15 protein-coding genes and 2 pseudogenes are annotated in these 17815 nt (G+C 67.2%); 8 read left to right on the plus strand and 9 right to left on the minus strand.

What is annotated here, in order from left to right; all coding sequences use genetic code 11:
* Positions 1-74: 74 nt before the first annotated feature.
* The 4 genes and pseudogenes from QXH22_RS26045 to QXH22_RS26060 form a co-directional block, all read right to left on the minus strand.
* Positions 75-191 (minus strand): annotated as a pseudogene (locus QXH22_RS26045) (DUF4244 domain-containing protein); the annotation flags it as partial.
* 15 nt (positions 192-206) lie between these two features.
* Positions 207-791 (minus strand): type II secretion system F family protein, encoded by a 585-nt coding sequence (locus tag QXH22_RS26050; protein WP_306277440.1) that lies wholly within the window; start codon positions 789-791, stop codon positions 207-209.
* A complete protein-coding gene (locus tag QXH22_RS26055) occupies positions 788-1591 on the minus strand; it encodes a type II secretion system F family protein (RefSeq protein WP_306277441.1) in 804 nt (267 codons plus the stop codon). Before QXH22_RS26055 ends, QXH22_RS26050 begins: the two co-directional genes overlap by 4 nt.
* The gene (locus QXH22_RS26060; protein WP_306277442.1) at positions 1588-1752 is read right to left on the minus strand and encodes a conjugal transfer protein TrbB; all 165 of its coding nucleotides are present in this window, start codon (positions 1750-1752) and stop codon (positions 1588-1590) included. The genes QXH22_RS26055 and QXH22_RS26060 overlap by 4 nt, the downstream gene beginning before the upstream one ends.
* 187 nt (positions 1753-1939) lie before the next feature.
* Here QXH22_RS26060 and QXH22_RS26065 point away from each other — a divergent pair, with 187 nt between their 5' ends.
* From QXH22_RS26065 to QXH22_RS26085, 5 genes are all read left to right on the plus strand, one after another.
* Complete coding sequence (locus tag QXH22_RS26065; RefSeq protein WP_065035919.1) at positions 1940-2659, plus strand: hypothetical protein; 720 nt, start codon at positions 1940-1942, stop codon at positions 2657-2659.
* Between the two features lie 64 nt (positions 2660-2723).
* Positions 2724-3956: an ImmA/IrrE family metallo-endopeptidase gene (locus tag QXH22_RS26070; RefSeq protein WP_065035918.1), complete on the plus strand. Its 1233-nt coding sequence runs from the start codon at positions 2724-2726 to the stop codon at positions 3954-3956.
* A gap of 27 nt (positions 3957-3983) precedes the next feature.
* Positions 3984-5192: a tyrosine-type recombinase/integrase gene (locus QXH22_RS26075; protein ID WP_065035917.1), complete on the plus strand. Its 1209-nt coding sequence runs from the start codon at positions 3984-3986 to the stop codon at positions 5190-5192.
* Positions 5179-7404: a tyrosine-type recombinase/integrase gene (locus tag QXH22_RS26080; protein ID WP_065035916.1), complete on the plus strand. Its 2226-nt coding sequence runs from the start codon at positions 5179-5181 to the stop codon at positions 7402-7404. Before QXH22_RS26075 ends, QXH22_RS26080 begins: the two co-directional genes overlap by 14 nt.
* Positions 7401-7802, plus strand: coding sequence for a hypothetical protein (locus QXH22_RS26085; protein WP_065035915.1), 402 nt, complete (start codon positions 7401-7403; stop codon positions 7800-7802). The genes QXH22_RS26080 and QXH22_RS26085 overlap by 4 nt, the downstream gene beginning before the upstream one ends.
* Positions 7803-7823: 21 nt before the next feature.
* Here QXH22_RS26085 and QXH22_RS26090 read toward each other — a convergent pair whose 3' ends face one another.
* The 3 genes from QXH22_RS26090 to QXH22_RS26100 all read right to left on the minus strand — a co-directional run bounded on the left by QXH22_RS26090 (position 7824) and on the right by QXH22_RS26100 (position 10727).
* A complete protein-coding gene (locus tag QXH22_RS26090) occupies positions 7824-8414 on the minus strand; it encodes a TetR family transcriptional regulator (protein WP_065035914.1) in 591 nt (196 codons plus the stop codon).
* Positions 8415-8607: 193 nt separating this feature from the next.
* Positions 8608-9948, minus strand: coding sequence for an IS256 family transposase (locus QXH22_RS26095; RefSeq protein ID WP_055578468.1), 1341 nt, complete (start codon positions 9946-9948; stop codon positions 8608-8610).
* A gap of 155 nt (positions 9949-10103) precedes the next feature.
* Positions 10104-10727, minus strand: coding sequence for a TetR/AcrR family transcriptional regulator (locus QXH22_RS26100; protein ID WP_065035913.1), 624 nt, complete (start codon positions 10725-10727; stop codon positions 10104-10106).
* Positions 10728-10882: 155 nt separating this feature from the next.
* Between QXH22_RS26100 and QXH22_RS26105 the strand changes: the two genes are divergently transcribed.
* From QXH22_RS26105 to QXH22_RS26115, 3 genes are all read left to right on the plus strand, one after another.
* Positions 10883-11191: a hypothetical protein gene (locus QXH22_RS26105; protein ID WP_065035912.1), complete on the plus strand. Its 309-nt coding sequence runs from the start codon at positions 10883-10885 to the stop codon at positions 11189-11191.
* A 159-nt stretch (positions 11192-11350) separates the two neighbouring features.
* Complete coding sequence (locus tag QXH22_RS26110; protein ID WP_081282177.1) at positions 11351-14434, plus strand: RND family transporter; 3084 nt, start codon at positions 11351-11353, stop codon at positions 14432-14434.
* Between the two features lie 21 nt (positions 14435-14455).
* Positions 14456-15052, plus strand: coding sequence for a TetR/AcrR family transcriptional regulator (locus QXH22_RS26115; protein WP_065119148.1), 597 nt, complete (start codon positions 14456-14458; stop codon positions 15050-15052).
* Positions 15053-15282: 230 nt separating this feature from the next.
* Here the strand turns inward: QXH22_RS26115 and QXH22_RS26120 are convergent.
* Positions 15283-16269 (minus strand): annotated as a pseudogene (locus tag QXH22_RS26120) (TadA family conjugal transfer-associated ATPase); the annotation flags it as partial.
* Complete coding sequence (gene ssd, locus QXH22_RS26125) at positions 16266-17318, minus strand: septum site-determining protein Ssd (protein ID WP_306247982.1); 1053 nt, start codon at positions 17316-17318, stop codon at positions 16266-16268. The gene ssd and the pseudogene QXH22_RS26120, both read right to left, overlap by 4 nt.
* Between the last annotated feature and the right edge of the window lie 497 nt (positions 17319-17815).

Below are 17815 nucleotides of genomic sequence, written 5' to 3' on the forward strand. Positions count from 1 at the left end.
GCCGTCACCTACGACATAGCGGATAACACTGAGGCGTGTCATACCAGACTGCCAAGACCGAATGTGCCTCGATGAGCGCCTGGCAGGCAGATAACGATAGTGCCGATTGCGTACTCGACCGTCGACATGCCCGACTCGTCGCTCGCCAGCATCGTCAGACGTGTGGCGATCACCCGGAACTTGTTGCGCATCAATGTATTCCTTCCTCATATCAATCCCGACTGCAAAACATCTCCGGCCAACCCGGCGACCACCGGAACGATGCCGAGGCACACGAAGGCCGGTAGGAAACACAACCCGAGCGGTCCCGCGATCAGCACTCCCGCCCGCTCCGCGGCAGCTGCCGCCGCGGCTGCGGCGTCGTGGCGAGCCTGCACCGCGAGTTCGGCAACGCCATCGGCGAGGGCGGCCCCCGAAGACGACGATCGACGAGCCAGCCGCAGCAGGCCGTCGATCTGGCCGTCGGTTTCGCCCCGATCCGCCGGCGTCGACCATGCGACGGACGGGTCGGCACCCAGCGCGAGCAGATCCGCGGCGCGCCGCAATGCCAGCGCAAGTCGCGGCGGCGCGGATGCGGCGGTCGCCGACGCGGCCGTCGCGACGGCCATACCCGCCAGCAGGCACACCGCGAGCACGTCCAGGCTCGACGCCATCGCCAACGGATCCGGGCCGCGCCGACCCTCGCGGCGGCGCCGGGACGGCCGCGGCAGCAGCCCCGCACGAGCGCGCACCACCGAAGGGCCCGCACCGATCAGCAATGCCACGGCTAATAGCGCCGCCGAGACGCTCACGTCGCGGCCGCGCGATCGGTGATCCGGTCCGACCAGCACAGTCCCGCGCAGGTCAGCGTCACGCCCGCCAGCAGAAACCATCCGCCCGCACCGCCCCCGAACAGGAATTGCAGCGGCCGGGCGCCGATCAACTGCCCGAGCAGCAGGCCCAGCAGCGGCAGCCCCGCAAGGATGGCCGCTGTCGCGCGGGCACCCGCCATATCCGACTCGACCTTGGCCGAAAACCGTTGCCGCTCAGCAATGTCACGCTGAGCCGCCCGCATCAGCGTGGCGATCGCCAAGCCATGATCGCTGGCCAGCTGCCAGCACACCGCCAGCCGCTCCCAGTGTTGCGGCAGCACCGACGATCCCGCCGCGGCACGCAGTCCGGCGGCGACGTCGGCGCCCAACCGGGCTCGCGCCGCTACCGCCCGCAGGCCAGCTGACACCGCACCGGTGGTCTCACCGGCTGCGACGTCGAATGCGAGAACCGGGTGGGCGCCCACCCGCAGTTCACCAACCAGCACGTCGAGGCCCGCTTCCAGCGCCCGCCCCGCGGCGGCGGCGCGCCGAGCGCTGACGCGACGGCGAAAACGGAGGCCTACGACGACGCTTACCAAGGCGACCGATAACACCGTCGTCAACGGCAGCAGAAACGCCGCGACGACGCCGACGCACCCGGACGCCCACAGTGCCGCCCGCGACCCGATCGCGATTCGCCGGCCCGGCGGTGTCACGGGGACCAACCGGGCCCGCGGCGACGCGGGCGATGCCAGCAGCGCCAACGACAACAACAGCGCCGCAAGTTGCAGTCCCGTCATGCCGGCATCCGAGTCCGTAGCACCGCGTCCAACTCGGCGGCAGCGTCCATTCTGCCGTGGTCGGCGTGCCACGCTGTGACCACCCGGACCAACCCGCCCCCGGACCGGCGCAACAGCGCGATCTCGCCGAGCCGTCGCCGTCCGGCGCCGTCCCGTGTCATGTGCAGGAGCACCTGCACGCCTTATCTGTAATTACCTGGTCTATGGCTAGCAATATATGCGCGTTGATCTGATTATTTATCGTGAGATACATGTATCCTATGGTGGTGGGAAGTTGCACATTAATGGGCGGAGTAACAGTTGGGCGTGTTACTTGCGCAGACTGCTTTAGTGTGCGAAATTCGCCTCATGAACCTACAAAGGTGGCTGGATCGGATCGTTGCCGATCATCGGCCGTCCTGCGCGACGTTGCGCTACGACTTGGAGAGGGTGATCCCGAAGGTCGCCGCGATGTACAAGCCGTGGTTCGAGGATCCGCGGGATGTCCACGGGTTGGCGTTCTGCGCGAACGTGCGATTGTTGGTGTTGCGGGAGCGCGAGTTGCGCGGCCCGATGCCGGGCGACACGCTGCTGAGCTCGTGCGGCAGTGGGCTCTCGGTTCAGCTGTCCGATTCACGCGGGATGGATTTCCGGCTGCGGCGCTGGCCGTCGCGGGTGCTGCACGGCGAGCGGGTCCGCATGGTCATCACCCCCGGCGGCGGTCAGCATCCCATGGCGGCGACGGCGGCGGCTCCTGGGGAGCAGATGACCCTCGACGAGGGTGCGCAGACGCGGTTGTTCCCGGCGCCGACATCCACCCCGATGGGCAAGCCGGACATCGCCGCGTTGTGGTGGCCGACCAAGGACGGGTATGGCCTGGCAGAAGCGGAGTTGGCGGCGGTGATCGATATCGACAACGCTTCTCGGGTACAGATTTTGGCGTCCACACCGTTGCCACCGGTCACCGAGTCGCCGCTATTGTTGGGCCCACCCCCGGCTCCGATCGTGCCCACCGACGACTTCGGCGAATGGGCTCCACCATCGGCGGCCTCGGGTACCGACGACCCCGACCAGCCAGAACCGGCCTAGCGGGTCGTCGCAGTGGGGGGCGACGCACAACTTGTCGCGGGGTCGTTATTGAATCGGGGCTGCGATGAACACGACCGTGGATGTGTACGGGTTACGGGTCAACCAGGCCCGGGTGATCCGGGCGATGACCGTGACCGCAGTGATGGAATCGTTGGGCTGGAAGCATTCTCGGCTCAACCGGGTGGAACGTTCGGCGACGACCACATTGTCGGCCGAGGACTTTGAGCGCTTGGTGGCGGTGTTGAGGTTCCCGGCGAAGTTCTTCACCACGGTGCCGACCTCGCGCGTGCATCCCCGGGATCTGCTGTTCCGGGCGCCGCGGTCGATTACGGCGACCGAGCGGGAGTATCTGGCGCAGTTCGCGGCGTTGGCAGGTGAGTTCCTCGACGAGTTGCACACTCGGGTGAAGTTGCCGCCGGTGCGGGTACCGGTGCTCGACAGTGAGACACCGGTGGATCAGGCGGCTGCGGAGGTCCGCAAGGCGTGGGGGTTGGACCCGGATGCGCCGATCGGTTATCTGACGCATGAGATTGAACGCAACGGGGTGGCGATTGTGATGCGCCGGCTGTTGACGTCGTCGTCGCGGCGCATCCTCGGCGATGAGGATTCCACCGGCAAGCTCGATAAGCATCTGGGGTATTCGGTGCGGGTCGGTGAGTTCAACACCAGGCCGTTGATTGTGGTGCGGCAGTCGAGTTCGTGGGAGCGGACTCGGTGGACGCTGTCGCATGAGGTGGGGCATCTGGTGTTGCATGCCGCGGGATCGGTCAACGAGGAGCGGGAAGAGCAGGCCTCAGCGTTCGCTTCGGAGTTCTTGGCGCCGGCGGCGGTGCTGGCCGATGAGGTCTCGCGTGCACCGTCGTTGGCGGAGTTGTTGCCGGTCAAGGCCCGCTGGGGGATTTCACTGGGGGCGTTGCTCAAGCATCTGCATACCTCGAAGCTGTTGAGCGACGAGCGGTTTGAGGCATTGCGGCGCCAGCTTTACACCCGCACGAACACCGAGACCGACACCACGTGGGGCCGGGTCGAGCCGGGCTGGAAAGACCGCGAGGTGGAGCGTCCGCGGCTGCTCAGTAAGTGGTTGGAGATGGCGTTCTCGGCGACGTCGCCGGTGATGTTGGCCCCGTACGGCCTGATCTGGCCGCAGGACATGTTGGAGGACTTCGCCGTTGGTCAGCGCACCGGGCCGCCGGCCAACACTGCGCGGGTGGTCGAGGAGCCGGCATCGGTGGTGGCGATGACCGGCACGCACTCCAATGTGGTGAGGTTTCCGGTGGGCCGGCGGCGGCGGGGCTGAAGGTCTGTCTGGGTCGGGGACTGACTAGTGGCGCGAGTTCAGCGGGTGAGTTTCAGCGACGGCGAGCCCGACACCCACACCGTGGTCGGTGCCGACCATCTGCCGATCCCTGCGGCCGCGCAGTATCTGCGGTTCCTGCGCGATGGCGGCGGTTCGCCGAACACGGTGCGGGCGTATGCGGCGGGGATCGCCGAGTGGTTCACCGTCCTCGAGCACACCGGGCATGCCTGGGATGACTTTCCCACCAGACTGTTCGGGCAGTTCCTGCGGTATCTGCGCACCGGGGATCTGCCCGGCGCAGCCAGGATCGGACCACCGGCCCAGAAGCTGGCGGCGTCATCACTGCAGCCGCGGGCGGCGGCGGTGTTGTCGATGTATCGATATCACGCCGACGCACACGGCGCCGATCTGCCCTACCAGCGGTTGTTCACCTCCCGCGGCTCGGCGCGGCGCTACCGCCGCTACGTGGGGTTCCTCGACGGGGTCGGACCGCAGCGTCAGGGGGATCGCCCGATCTATGGCCTGCGCAGCCCCGGCCGCAGCGCCACCCCGGTTCTCACGCCTGAGCAGGTCAACGCGATTCTGGATGGCTGCTCGGTCCAGACCGGCGACGGCGGGTGGTCGGGTGGGCCGGCCGCGGTGCGTAACCGCTTGTATTTCGCGGTGCTCGCGGAGACGGGGATGCGTCCCGGTGAGGCGTTATGTCTGCGCCATCACGACTTTCACATCGGCGCCGGCGGGACCCCGTTCCTCGATGTCGTCGACCGCCAGGACCATCCGCACGGGGTGCGGGCCAAGACCGGGACGCGGCGGCTCTATATCGGTGATGATCTGGAAGCGCTGTATTCGGAGTATGTGTGGCAGCTCGTCGCGATGGCTGCCGACGTGACGGTCCCCGATCTGAGCACCCATTTTGTGTTCGTCAATCTTGCTCGGGGAGAGCAGTTCTCACCGATGCGGATGGAGACGATCTATGAGAAGGTCCGCGGCATCAAAGGTGCTCACCCGCAGTTGCCGCCGGAGTGGACTCCGCACTGGATGAGACACACCCACGCCACCGCCCTGTTGCTGGCCGGGGTGCCCGCGCACGTGGTGATGCGCCGCCTCGGGCACGCCGACGTCCAGACCACCCTGTCGACCTACGGGTGGGTCACCGAGGACGCCGAGATGCGCAGCCTGGCGCACTGGCGCAACTATGTGGCCGGCTGGAAAGGGCTCACCGATGCCCAGCCGTGACGACCCCACACCTGTTGCCCGCCAATCCAGTCCGTCGTGGCAGGCGCAGTGGTCGGCCGTGCCCGAGGCCTGGCGGCGCCCGGTCTATCAGATCGACGCCGCACCCGCCGATACCGTGTTCCTGCGTAACCGGTACTACCTGCGTGAACACCGCGGCCGCGCCGAGCACGACTTCACCCCCGCCGCGGTGCCGCCACGGTTCGCCGACGAGATCGCCTGGTGGGTGTGGTGTTGTCACCACGAAGGCCTGCGCAAGATCGAACCGTCGCTGCTGCGCTGGGCCGGCCAGGCGTTGAGCGCCGCGGCCACCGAATACCGCGGCCAACGCCGCCGCCCACCGGCCAGCATCACCGACCTGGAGTCCGCCGCGATCGTGCGGGCGGCGATGCTGGTCTTCGAGAAACGCAACGCCCGGCTGCCCTCTGCCGGTGCCCGACGCAACATCACTCACTTGGTGGAGCATCTGCACCTGTATCTGTCGGTGCGCTGCACCGACACCGCCTGGTGGGCGCACGACATCTGGGACCTGCAGGCCGATCCCCGCATTCCGCAACGCGAACACGAGCCCCGACACGACCTGACCCTGAACCTTGCCGCGATCACCCCGGCCTGGCTGCGCGAAGGGGTCCGGTTCTGGCTACGGACCTGTCTAGACGCCGAGCTGCTGCGGTGGTCTTCAGCGGTGGAACGCTGCCGCGACACCGCGCGACACCTCGGACCGTTTCTGGCCGCCCGCGGCGCCACCGACCCCGTACTCACCGAGGATCCCGCCCAGCTGCGGCTGATGTTCACCGAATTCACCGAATACCTCAAATCACCTGCCGCAGGGGCCAAGCCGGACAAACCCCTGTCCCAGGCCGCCATTGACGCTACCCAGTCTCAGACCCAGGTGTTCTACACGTTCATGGTCGACCACGGCCCCGAGGCGGCCGCGGCCACCGGCGAACCGCGCTGGGCGCAACTGAGTGCGGCACACACACGGTTGTGGGGCCCAGCTTTCCGCACCCGCCGCGCCCACCGGCCCCGCGAGCTGACCTGGTACTCCACCGCCGAACTGCAACGCATGCTGGCCTACCTCGACGTGCTGGCCGCCGACCGCACCGCCCTGGTCGGGCTGACCCATCCCGATGGCAGCGTCTCGCTGGTCAAAGGCCTCGGTGATCCCCAGGCCGCCCGGATCTGGCTGCTGCAGGCCCTCACCGGGCGGCGGGCCTCTGAAATCCTGATGCTCGACCACCAGCCGCTGCAACCCATCCCGGGAACGTCGCCCGACGTCGACAACGCTGACCCTGATGCATTCGTCGCCAAGCTGCGTTACCAGCAGACCAAAGTCGACGGGGTGGAGCCGACCATCCTGGTCGAGCAAGCGGTGGTCAACGTCATTGCCGAACAACACCGCTGGCTGAAGGCGAGGTTTCCGCACCTGACACCCAAGTACTTGTTCATCGGCACCAAAAGCAACCTCAACGGCCAGCGGCCCCGCCCATACGCCACCTATTCCCAGTCGCTGGTCAAACTCGACGACCTGCACGGCCTGACCGATGCGGCGGGAAATCCGTTACGGTTCAGTCAAACCCACCGGCTGCGCCACACCCGGGCCACCGAGCTGCTCAACGACGGGGTCCCCATCCATGTCGTGCAGCGCTATCTGGGGCACAAGAGCCCGGAGATGACGATGCGCTATGCCGCGACCCTGTCCGCCACCGCGGAAGCAGAGTTTCTCAAGCACAAGAAGATCGGCGCCCACGGCGTCGAGATCGCGATCAGCCCCGCTGACATCCTGGATATGACTCAACTGTCGGCCCGCACCGACCGGGTGCTGCCCAACGGAGTGTGTCTCCTGCCGCCGTTGAAATCGTGCGACAGGGGGAACGCGTGTTTGAGTTGTGGGCATTTCGCAACTGATGTCACCCACCGGGCCGAGTTGGCTGATCAGCATGCCAGAACCTTGGCGCTGATCGAGCTGCGCCGTGATCAATACCGCACCCGCACCGGCCGGGAACTGACCGACGACAACGTCTGGATCGCCGCCCGGCTGCGCGAGCTACACTCCCTGGAAGCCATCCTGGACCGGCTGGCCGCCGAACAGTCCGACACCGCGGCCTGGATCAGCGGCGCCGGCACCCACAAGCGGCTGCCGTTGACGCCGATCGCCACCCGCGGCGCCCACGACTCGGCCCTGCACAAAGCCGACCCGCGGCAACGCCCGTGACCGCCACACAAGCATCGCTGAACGCTCTGGCCGCCCACACCCAGAAAAGACGGGACTCCGTCGACACCCGAGCCCGCAAAGCACTGCAAAGCCTGCGCCGCGAGAAGGCCGACATCACCATCAGCAGCGTCGCCCGCCGCGCCGGAGTGACCCGCAAAAGCATCCACAACCGTCCCGAGCTGCTGGCCCAGATCGAGGCGCACCGCACGCTGAGGGCGGTCGGCGAGGGCCCGCCGCCCGCACCGGAGCCGGGCGAGTCCAGCATCGTCGCCGCACTGCGCAACCGACTGACCGCCAAAGACACCCACATCGCGCGACTGCGCACCCAACTGCGTGAACGCGACCAGATCATCGCGGTCCTGCAAGGCGAACTGGAACGACGGGACTCGGCCACCTAAGCGGGCAATTGGACGCGCCGCTCAGCGGTCGACTGGCCCGAAGGCGTGGCGCAGCAGCAGTCCGGTGCCCCGGTCGATGCGCTCACGTGCTTGGCCGGCCGAGAGCCGGTGGCCACTGAACGCGGTGAGGTTGGCCAGCCACACATCGGTGATCAGTCCGGCGAGGTCGTGGTGGCGCTCGGTGACGGTGTTGCCGCCCAGGGCGCGGGCGAAAAGCTGGTGCAGGATGTCGGCGGCTTGGGTGACGGTGGGCGCTGCGGTGGCATCAGCGACCACCAGGGCGCGGGTGGTGGCTTCGGTCAGTTTCGGGTCGAGCTGCCATTCGGCGTGCAGTCGTGAGGTCAGGGCGGCGACCCGCCGGGCAGGCGTGATGTCGTGGTGGTGCCACGCGCACTCGGCGGCCAGTCGGTCGAATTCGCGACGCAACACCGCGACCAGCAGGTGCGGTTTGGACGGGAAATACCGGTACAGCGTCCCCACACCAATGCCGGCGACATCAGCCACCGCACGCATCTGTACCGCGCTATAGCCCCCGCGGGTCGCCGCATGCAGGGTCGCATCCAGGATCGCACTCGCGTGGGGTGCGTCAGCGGCAGGCTGCGCCGCGGTCATGACATCTCGGCGCCGGATCCGCGAGCCCGCCCCGGGCAACCCGCTCTCGACGGTGATCGTGTTCCACCGGCCCGACAGTCACCCATACCGACCCCCCGCTACGAGCAGTATCCCTACGCTACCGTTCGTACCAGGTGGCGTCCGTAATCCGGTGTAAATGGTCCTTCGGAGCTTCTGGCTTCGGTGGGTGATGTTACGCCGTTGCGCTGATGGCTTCGGTGGTGCTGCTCGCGGAGTCTGGGGCGTGCTGGGGCCGTAGTTGTCGGGGTGGGTGCAGCAGGCTGCGGCGTAGGTCTTGGAGCTGGCGTACCCCGGCCGGGGTCATGGCGAGTCCGCGCCAGCCGCGAGATGCGCGGTCCAGTACGGCCCAGGCGATGCTGACACAGCTGGTTTCGCCGGGGAAGCGACCGATAACCTTTGTGCGGCGGCGGGTTTCACCGAAGGTGCGTTCGATGAAGTTCGAATGCCGAATACGGTGCTGATGTTCGGGCGGGAACCGCAGGTAAGCGGTCAGGCCCGCGCGGTCGGTGAGCAGGATCTTCATCGCCGCGGGGTAGGTGGGTGCGTAGCGGGCCGCGAACACGTCCAGTCGGGCGTCGATGAGTTCGACGAGGTTGGGGCCGGCCTCGGTGGTGGCCTCGGCGGTGTCGAAGCAGGCCCAGTAGCCGTCGCGGATCTCGGCCTGCATCCCGGCGGGAATCTTGGCCAGCACGTTGCGGACTCGGTGAATCAGGCAGCGTTGACGCAGCGCGGTCGGGAAGATCTGCTCGATCGCCGCGATCAGGCCGGCCGCGCCGTCGGAGACGACCAGCAGCGGACACCCCAGCCCCCGCTCGGTGAGATCGGTCAGGAAACCCGCCCAGGCGTCGGTGGACTCCACCACTCCGGGGGCCAGGCCCACGAAGATGGGCTTGCCGGCGGTGGTGATGCCCCACGCGGCCAGGATCGGCTCGGCTGGTGAGCCGGGATGCATCCGGAAGAAGGAGGCATCCAGGAACAGGTAATCGAGCACCACATCGCCGAGCGGGCGCCGCGCCCAGGTGTCGTACTCGGTCTTGATGGCTTGACATATCTGGGAGACAGTCGATTTCGAGATCGCGGCCTGATCACCCAGCGCATCGGCGAGGGTGGCTTCGACATCGCGCACCGACAGCCCGCGCACGAACGAAGCGATCACCAGCGATTCCAGCGCGTTGGTCTTGGTGACGTGCTTGCCGAACAGCCGTGAGGCGAACGCGGCGGTCGTGCCGCGCAGCTTGGGCCGCTCCAGGGTGATCGGACCGGCAGTGGTCTTGACCGTCGCAGCCCGATAACCGTTACGCGCACCGGGCTGCGCGTCTGCTGCGGTGGCGCTGCGTTGGTAGCGCTCACGGCCCAAGAACTCGGTAATCTCGGCCTCCAACGCGGCCTGCATCAGCAACTGCGCACCCAGCCGTGCCACCTCCTCCAGGATCTCGGGCAACTCACGATCCGAGGCGAACAACTCGTCGATCTTGGCGCGAACACGATCGGTCGGCGATACTCGTGCAGGCACGGGCGTAGGTCCTTTCCTTCGATGACTTGGCGGTCTCGAAGCAGAACCTACGCCCGGCCCCTTTTACACCGGCTTTAGGACGCGACCTTCGTACCACAACGGTGGGCGGTGCAGCGGTGAGTCCCTGGTTGCCGACGGCGTCGAACCGGCCGGCGTTATCGGGTGCGGGCGTGGGCGTTGAGAAAGTCGTCGATGAGGTGTTCGCAGTCCTCGCGGTTGATGGCGCGCAGGCCGGTCAGGCGGGCGAAGGCGATCGGGCCGACGAGTTGGCACATGGCGAGGTCAACATCGAAGTCGTCGAGTTCGGCGGCGGCAGGGCTTTGCAACAGCTCGGCGAAAGGCTGCCGATAGTGGGCCACGACGCGGGCGCGCAGGGCGTAGCGGTCACGGACCTCGTCGGGGCGCTGCGGTGTTGGCCCCAGGGCGACCCAGGCCAGCGTGGTGGCGTGCAACGGTGCCTCCTGAAACAGGACCGCTTGCCGGTTCAGCAGCTCGATGAGCTGTTCGCGCAGCGGGCCTTGCGCCGGCGGCGGGCTGACCTGGGGCAGCAGCCGCTCGAAGGTGGCGGCCAGCAGGTGGGTGGAGCTGGTGAAGTGGCGGTACAGGGTGGTCCTTGCCACCTTGGAGGCCTTGGTCACTGCCTCGATGGTGACAGCTTCGACACCGCCGGCACTGAGCAGCTTGGCCGCGGCGTCGAGCAGCCGGGTCCGTGACCGCGCCAGGCGTGGATCCACCTCGTCGTCGTCATCGACCACGCGTTCCTCTGCACCCGACTCCACCTGTTCACCGTAATCCTCACCGCTGGGCGTTGACGCCGATACCGCGGACCCGCACCGCTACGGGACTGGCGCTCTCCGAAACGATACTGTTAGTATCGGAGAGATACCATTAGTACTGGCATCGCCGCGCAGGCCAACACCGAGGGGGTAAGGCCATGGTGAATCACTTACAACGCCGGGAACTCATCCGGCGCCAAATCCAGGGCCCGACGGCGGCGACGTCGCCGAAACGGCGGCTTGCAACAGCTACCGGGCGCACCGGCGCAGCGGTGGCGCGGGCGGCCAAGCGGCTGCTGCCCGGCGTGGCGCTCGTCGAGGAGGTCCGCCACGTCCGCCACGACCTGGCCAAGCTCGGGCACGCCCGGGTCGCGACCACGGGCGATCGCGTGCGTCCCCGCCACTATCCGCCGCGGTCGTGTTCCTATCTCGACGACGAATTGATGAACCGGGAGATGTCGGACTGAGCGCAGTCGCGACTGCCGCTGGCGGGGGGCAGTGGCGTGACCGCGCGGGCAGGCGGCGATCGGCAATCGGGGGTGTTGCGATTCGCCAGATGCCGCACGAAGATACCGAGAGTACTGTTGCGATACCGACAGTTTTCTTAATGCCGCCGGGGGGCCGGGATGGTAATCAAGGGCTGGGGCGATGCGGGCATGGCGACGTTGAGCCGCCCCGAGGAGCAGCGTGACGCCGCGGCGGCGGCGCGGGGCCGCGACACCTACAGTGAGCGCCTGGCGCGGCTGTCGGGCTTCGCGATCCGGCATACAACGTTGGTGATCGGAGCCTGGATCGTCGCCGCGGTGGTGCTGGCGATCCTTTTCCCGCAACTGGAAACGGTCGTCAAGCACCAGTCGGTGCATCTGATACCGCCCGGTGCGCCGTCGCTGCAGACCGTGGACCGGATGGGCTCGGCGTTCGGTGAACAAGGCTCCAAGACCACGATCTTCGTCGCGATGGAGGATCCCAGCGGGCTGACCCCGCCGGTCCGGCAGCGCTATGACGCGCTGATCCAGCGGTTACGGGCCGACACCAGCCACGTCCAGCAGGTCCAAGACCTCTTGGCCGACCCGGTCACCGCAGCGCAAGCCCTCAGCGCGGACGGCAAAGCATGGTATGTGCCGGTGGGGGTGGCCGGAACCCTCGGTGATCCCAGTGCCGCGGAATCGGTGCGGGCGGTACGCGGGATCGTCGCCGAGGTTTTCGGGCACTCGCCGACCACCGTGCGTGTCACCGGCCCGCCGGCCACCTTCAGCGATCAAATCGACTCCGCTGAACAAGATCTGATCCTCATCTCGGTGGCCACCGCCGGGCTGATCGCGATGATCTTGCTGCTGATCTATCGGTCGGTGTTCACCGCGATGCTGCCGCTGCTGGTCATCGGTGTCAGCCTCGCGGTCGGGCGCGGTGTGCTCTCCGGACTCGGTGAAGCCGGCATGCCGGTTTCTCAATTCACCATTGCGTTCATGACGGTGATCCTGCTGGGCGCCGGTACCGACTACTCGGTGTTCCTAATCAGCCGCTACCACGAACAGCGCCGCCAACACGTGCCCGCCCAGGCCGCGGTCATCCACGCCACCGCCACCATCGGCCGTGTCATCGCGGCCTCCGCCGCCACCGTCGCGCTGGCATTTCTGTCCATGACCTTCGCCGAACTGAGTGTCTTCGCCGCACTCGGCCCGGCCTGCGCCATCGCCGTGGTCATCGGGTTCGCGGCCACGGTCACCCTGTTTCCCCCCGTACTCACGCTGGCCGCCCGCCGCGGGATCGGTGAACCCAACACCGACCGGACCCGCCGCTACTGGAACCAGATCGCGGTGGCCGTCGTACGACGCCCCATGCCGCTGCTGGCAGCCAGCCTGATCTTCGTCCTAGCGCTCTGCGCGGTGGCGACCACCATGCGCATCAGCTACGACGACCGCCACGGCCAAACCACCACCTCAGCCAGCAACGAAGGGTATCGACTGCTGGATCGCCACTTCCGCAAAGACACCGTGATCACCGAGTTCCTGGTCGTGCAATCACCCACCGACATGCGCACCAGCCGAGGACTGGCCGACCTCGACGAAATGGCCTCCCGCATCGCACAACTACCCGGTGTCACCAAAGTCTCCGGAGTTACCCGCCCCGGCGGTAACCGCCTCGAACAAGCCCAACTGTCCTGGCAGAACGGCCAAATCGGCGACCGGCTCGCCGGCGCGGTCAACGACGGCCAATCCCGCCGCAGCGATCTGGGCCGACTCGCCAACGGCGCCGACCAGCTCGCCGACGGGCTCACCCAACTCGACACCAGCCTGGGCACCGCGCTGACCCCGCTGATCGGGCTCTTAGGCAAAGCCCAAACCGCGGGCATCCAAACCCAGCGTTTGCGGTCGCTGCTGCAAGAGCTTTCCACTACCGCCCCGACCGTCGAGCACGCGATCGCCTCTGGACCCGCACTACACCACCAAGCCGAACAAGCCCAAACCGCCATCGCCACTCTCGAACCCCTCATCGCCGCGATCAGCAGCTGGCCCGCCTGCGCCGCCGCCACCGAATGCACCCAACTGCACGACCAAGCCCAACTACTCATCACGTTGCGCGACAACGGATTCTTCGACCACCTCACCACCCTCGCCGACCTCTATCAGCCGGACACCAACGCCGGCGGCGGCACCCTCGCCGAAGTGACCCGGCTCATCACCACCCTGGACAACGCCTTAGGCGCCGCAGGCTCCGGCGACCTCGCCGCCAACATCGGACAGCTCCAAACCGGCGTCCACCAACTCGCATCCGGTGCCCACGCCCTGGCCACCGGCGTCCACACCCTCGTCGACAGCAACCTCGAAACGCTCTCCGGCATGGGAAAAATCGCCGCCCAACTCCAACAATCAGCACGCTCAGCAACCGGAACAGACACCGCCAGCGGCTTCTACCTCCCGAACGACGTCTTCGACAACCAACAATTCGCCGACGTCGCCAAACACTTCCTGTCCGGCGACGGCAAAACCGCCCGCTACGCCATCGAATCCAGCTACGACCCCTACAGCAGCGACGCGATGACCCTGGCCCGCCGACTCACCGAAGTCGCCGACGCAGCACGCCCCAACACCTCACTGGCCAATACCACCATCGCCATCGCCGGATTCCCCGCCGTCAACGCAGACATCCAACGCCTGCTCTCCGCCGACTTCCGTCTGATGGCCATCGCCACCCTGCTCGTCGTCGGCCTCATCCTGATCGTCCTACTCCGCGCCCTGGTCGCACCGCTCTACCTACTAGGCACCGTCATCCTCAACTACGGGGCATCACTAGGAATCGGCACCCTGGTATTCCAATACGGCCTCGGCAATGAAATTGCCTGGCCCGTACCACTTCTGGCGTTCATCATCCTGGTCGCCGTCGGCGCCGACTACAACATGCTGCTCATCTCACGACTCCGCGAAGAATCCACCCGCAACATCCGCGTCGGCGTGCTCCGCACCATCGCCAACACCGGCTCCGTCATCACCTCCGCCGGACTCATCTTCGCCGCCAGCATGTTCGGCCTCATGATCGGCTCGATAGCAATCATGATCCAAGCCGGACTCATCATCGGCTGCGGCCTACTCCTGGACACCTTCGTCGTGCGCACCCTCACCGTGCCCGCCATCGCCACCCTGCTCCGCGAAATCAGCTGGTGGCCACAACGAAACCCACTGCGCCACAAACCCGCTCCCGCCCAAACCTAGGCACACCCACCGGGACCGACCATGACCACCGCCAACCCCACACCCCCCACCCTCAGAGACCGACGCCGCACCGAACTACTCACCCACATCCACGCCACCGCACACCAACTCTTCGCCCAACACGGCTACTCCGCAGTCACCACCGACGACATCGCCGCCACCGCCGGCATCTCCATCAGCACCTACTACCGCCACGCCCCCAACAAAGAACACCTACTCACCGCACCGATCCAACAAGCCATCGCCCACATCACCACCACCTACAACACCCGCCCACACACCGAAACAGCGGCCACCTCCCTCATCCACCTCCTCGCCGATCACCTCGGCGAAACAGCCAACCGACACTCCCAACAGTGGAAACAAGCCCTGCAGACCGCACCACACCTACTCAACAGCTCAACACTGCTCAGCGACAACCAAACCCGCCAACTCACCACCATGGTCGCAACCCGCATGAACACCGACCCCACCACCGACATCCGCCCCACACTGCTCATCCACACAGCCCTGAGCACTGCACAAATCGTGCTCCAACACTGGCTCAACACCACCACCCCGCCACTGCACACCCAACTACAACACGCCCTTCACATCACCCTCGCCGGATTCCAATAAAAGCACCGCGCCTTCCCGCCGAAGCTTGAGCGGCCCCATCCCCACACCCCACCCACCGACCCCAGGACGCACTACTCACATCGCCCCATCCACCAGCAACGCCAACGAATCTCAACAACACCGCCACCATCAGATACGACCCACAGATAACACTGTCCCCCACGAAGGAAACCACCCTCAACGACATCATGGGACACAACCAGAAACACCCCTTAACCGCCTACAGATAACACCGCGGCGGCGAGTTGACTATGCAGAGCGCCGCGGTCGAGTCCGCCGAGTGCGCCGAGTGCCTCCAATCGGGCGGGTACCTCGCCCGGGCTGTTGGCATGCAGCGTGCCCGCGCCCCCGTCGTGCCCGGTATTGAGAGCGGTCAACAGATCGACCACCTCGGCTCCCCGGACCTCTCCCACAACGATCCGGTCGGGACGCATCCGCAGCGCCTGTCGCACCAGCTGACGCACCGTGACCTCGCCGGCACCCTCCACGTTGGCGCATCGCGCAACGAGCTTCACCAGGTGCGGATGATGCGGGGCCAGTTCGGCGGCGTCCTCGACGCATACGATCCGCTCGCCCGGCGAGACGGCACCCAGCATCGCCGCCAGCAGCGTCGTCTTGCCGGCTCCCGTGCCACCGCATACCAGGAAGGCCAGCCGCGCGCCGATGATGCCGGACAGCAGTTCAGCGGCCCGCGGTGCCACGGTGCCCGCAGCCGTCAGGGCCTCCAGGTTCTGGGTGGCCGGCCGCAGCACCCGCAGAGACAGGCAGGTGCCTCCGGCTGCCACCGGTGGCAGGACGGCATGCAGGCGCACCGCGAATCCACCTGCCCCGATCCCGGTCAGCTGTCCGTCCACCCACGGCTGGGCATCGTCGAGCCGGCGGCCGGCGGCCAACGCCAGCCGTTGCGCAAGTCGCCGCACCGCAGCCTCATCGGCAAATCGAATATGGCTGCGCTGCAAACCATTTCGATTGTCTATCCAAATCTCGTCCGGCGCCGTCACGAGTACGTCGGTGGTGTCGTCCGCGCATAGCAGCGGTTCGAGGATGCCGGCGCCGGTCAATTCCGTCTGCAGCAGCCGAAGGTTGGCGAGCACCTCCGTGTCGCCGAGTACTCCCCCGGATTCGGCGCGGATCGCCGCGGCGACCACACTGGCGCGCAGCGGACCGGGCTCGGCGGCCAGCCGCTCCCGCACGCGCTCGATCAACGAGCCCTTCACGCCGCGCTCCTGCCGAGCGCGCCACGCCTGCTCGGCAAGACTGCAAGTACCGAGCGTGCCGCCACAGCCAGCGGGCTTCGCCGCCCCAATCGCAGGCCGCCCCGCTCGAGCTGGTCGGACAACCCCGGCTCGGCACGCATCGACGCCAGCAGCGGTGCTCCGGCGATGTCGGCAACCTCGGTGGCCAACAATCCGCCCGGCGCCGGCCCGCGGACCACCAATCCGAGGTTGGGATTGATGGCCGTCAGCACTGGGACGAGCGCCGCGGTGGCCGCACATCCCCGCACATCGCAGCGGCTGACCAGCACCACCAGTTCGACGCTGTCCAGGGCGGCACGGGTCGCCTCGGTCAGACGCCGCGGGAGATCACACACCACCGTGACGCCGCCGCGGCGGCCCGCGTCGATGATCGCGGCAACCGGGCCGGGCTCCAACTCATAGCCGCGCCGGGTGCCCGAGAGGACGCTCACCGCGTGATGCCGCGGGAGCGCCTCGCGGATCGCCGGCCAACTCAGCCGTCCGCCCTGAAGTGCCAGGTCGGGCCACCGCAGTCCGGGAGTGGACTCCCCTCCGATCAGCAGATCCATGCCACCGCCCCACGGGTCGAGGTCGATCAGCAGCGCGTTGCCCGCACTGTGTGCCAGGGCGGCGGCGAACAGCGAGGCCCCGGCACCGCCACAGCCTCCGATGACTGCCACGCCCTCGCCGTCGCGGCCGTGGTCACGCGCCGACTCCGCGGCTTCAGCGAGTTCGGCGACCAGCTCGCGCTCCTGTTGCGGCAGCTGCAGCACCCGCTCGGCACCCACTGCCACCGCGGCCGCCCAGGCGGCCGCCTCTGCGTCGCCGCCCGTGACCACGCTGACGTGGGCGCGCCGCGGAAGTGCGTCCCGGCCGCACCGCTCGGCCGCCGCCCGATCGAGCACGACAGCCGCGGCCGCAGACCACGACTTGCGGCTCACCGAACCTCGCTCGCCGGTATGTACCACCCGGACCCCGACGGCTGCGGCCACCCGGTCGATTTCTTCGCGCAGATGTGGTTCCGCCACGATCGCCAGGACCCCCGATCCGCTGGAATCGGCGAGGGAACCGCCCGGGGAAAGTTCGTTCACCACTCCACCGTGCGGGGCGGACGGTATTGGACACCAGTGCCAAAGCGGGATCTGTGGAGAAAGACCGGTCTGTGCACCGAGTCGTTCGCTGGGCACTGGTCCGTTCTGGAAAGGACGTCGTTCCCGCAACGCATGTGTTGCGGGATTTCACTACCCGGGAGAAGATTTTTTACCCCAGAAAAGGGACGACCCCCGCCAGGGGGGGAGGAGGCGGAGGCCGTCGTGTATCAGCCCCGGGGGGTCGGGCTGATACACCCTCGGCTCAAGGCCGAGTAATGCTTACTATACACATGCCAGCCGGGATTCACGCAAGTACTCCGCGCAAGGAAATAAGGGCTTGAGCCGTGTAAATGCGGTGGGCTCAAAGACAACAGCCGTATTCAGCCGTCCGGTTTCGGCTCAACATCGCAGCCCTGCGGGTTCGCCGACCTATGCTG

This window comes from Mycobacterium sp. TY814 (assembly GCF_030755175.1).
Lineage (GTDB): Bacteria > Actinomycetota > Actinomycetes > Mycobacteriales > Mycobacteriaceae > Mycobacterium.

Excerpts from the sequence above, each read along its gene's own strand:
- QXH22_RS26055 (WP_306277441.1), bottom strand. The coding sequence starts at position 1,591 with ATGACGGGACTGCAACTTGCGGCGCTGTTGTTGTCGTTGGCGCTGCTG.
- QXH22_RS26060 (WP_306277442.1), bottom strand. The coding sequence starts at position 1,752 with ATGACACGGGACGGCGCCGGACGGCGACGGCTCGGCGAGATCGCGCTG.
- QXH22_RS26065 (WP_065035919.1), top strand. The coding sequence starts at position 1,940 with ATGAACCTACAAAGGTGGCTGGATCGGATCGTTGCCGATCATCGGCCG.
- QXH22_RS26070 (WP_065035918.1), top strand. The coding sequence starts at position 2,724 with ATGAACACGACCGTGGATGTGTACGGGTTACGGGTCAACCAGGCCCGG.
- QXH22_RS26080 (WP_065035916.1), top strand. The coding sequence starts at position 5,179 with ATGCCCAGCCGTGACGACCCCACACCTGTTGCCCGCCAATCCAGTCCG.
- QXH22_RS26090 (WP_065035914.1), bottom strand. The coding sequence starts at position 8,414 with ATGACCGCGGCGCAGCCTGCCGCTGACGCACCCCACGCGAGTGCGATC.
- QXH22_RS26105 (WP_065035912.1), top strand. The coding sequence starts at position 10,883 with ATGGTGAATCACTTACAACGCCGGGAACTCATCCGGCGCCAAATCCAG.
- QXH22_RS26110 (WP_081282177.1), top strand. The coding sequence starts at position 11,351 with ATGGTAATCAAGGGCTGGGGCGATGCGGGCATGGCGACGTTGAGCCGC.
- QXH22_RS26115 (WP_065119148.1), top strand. The coding sequence starts at position 14,456 with ATGACCACCGCCAACCCCACACCCCCCACCCTCAGAGACCGACGCCGC.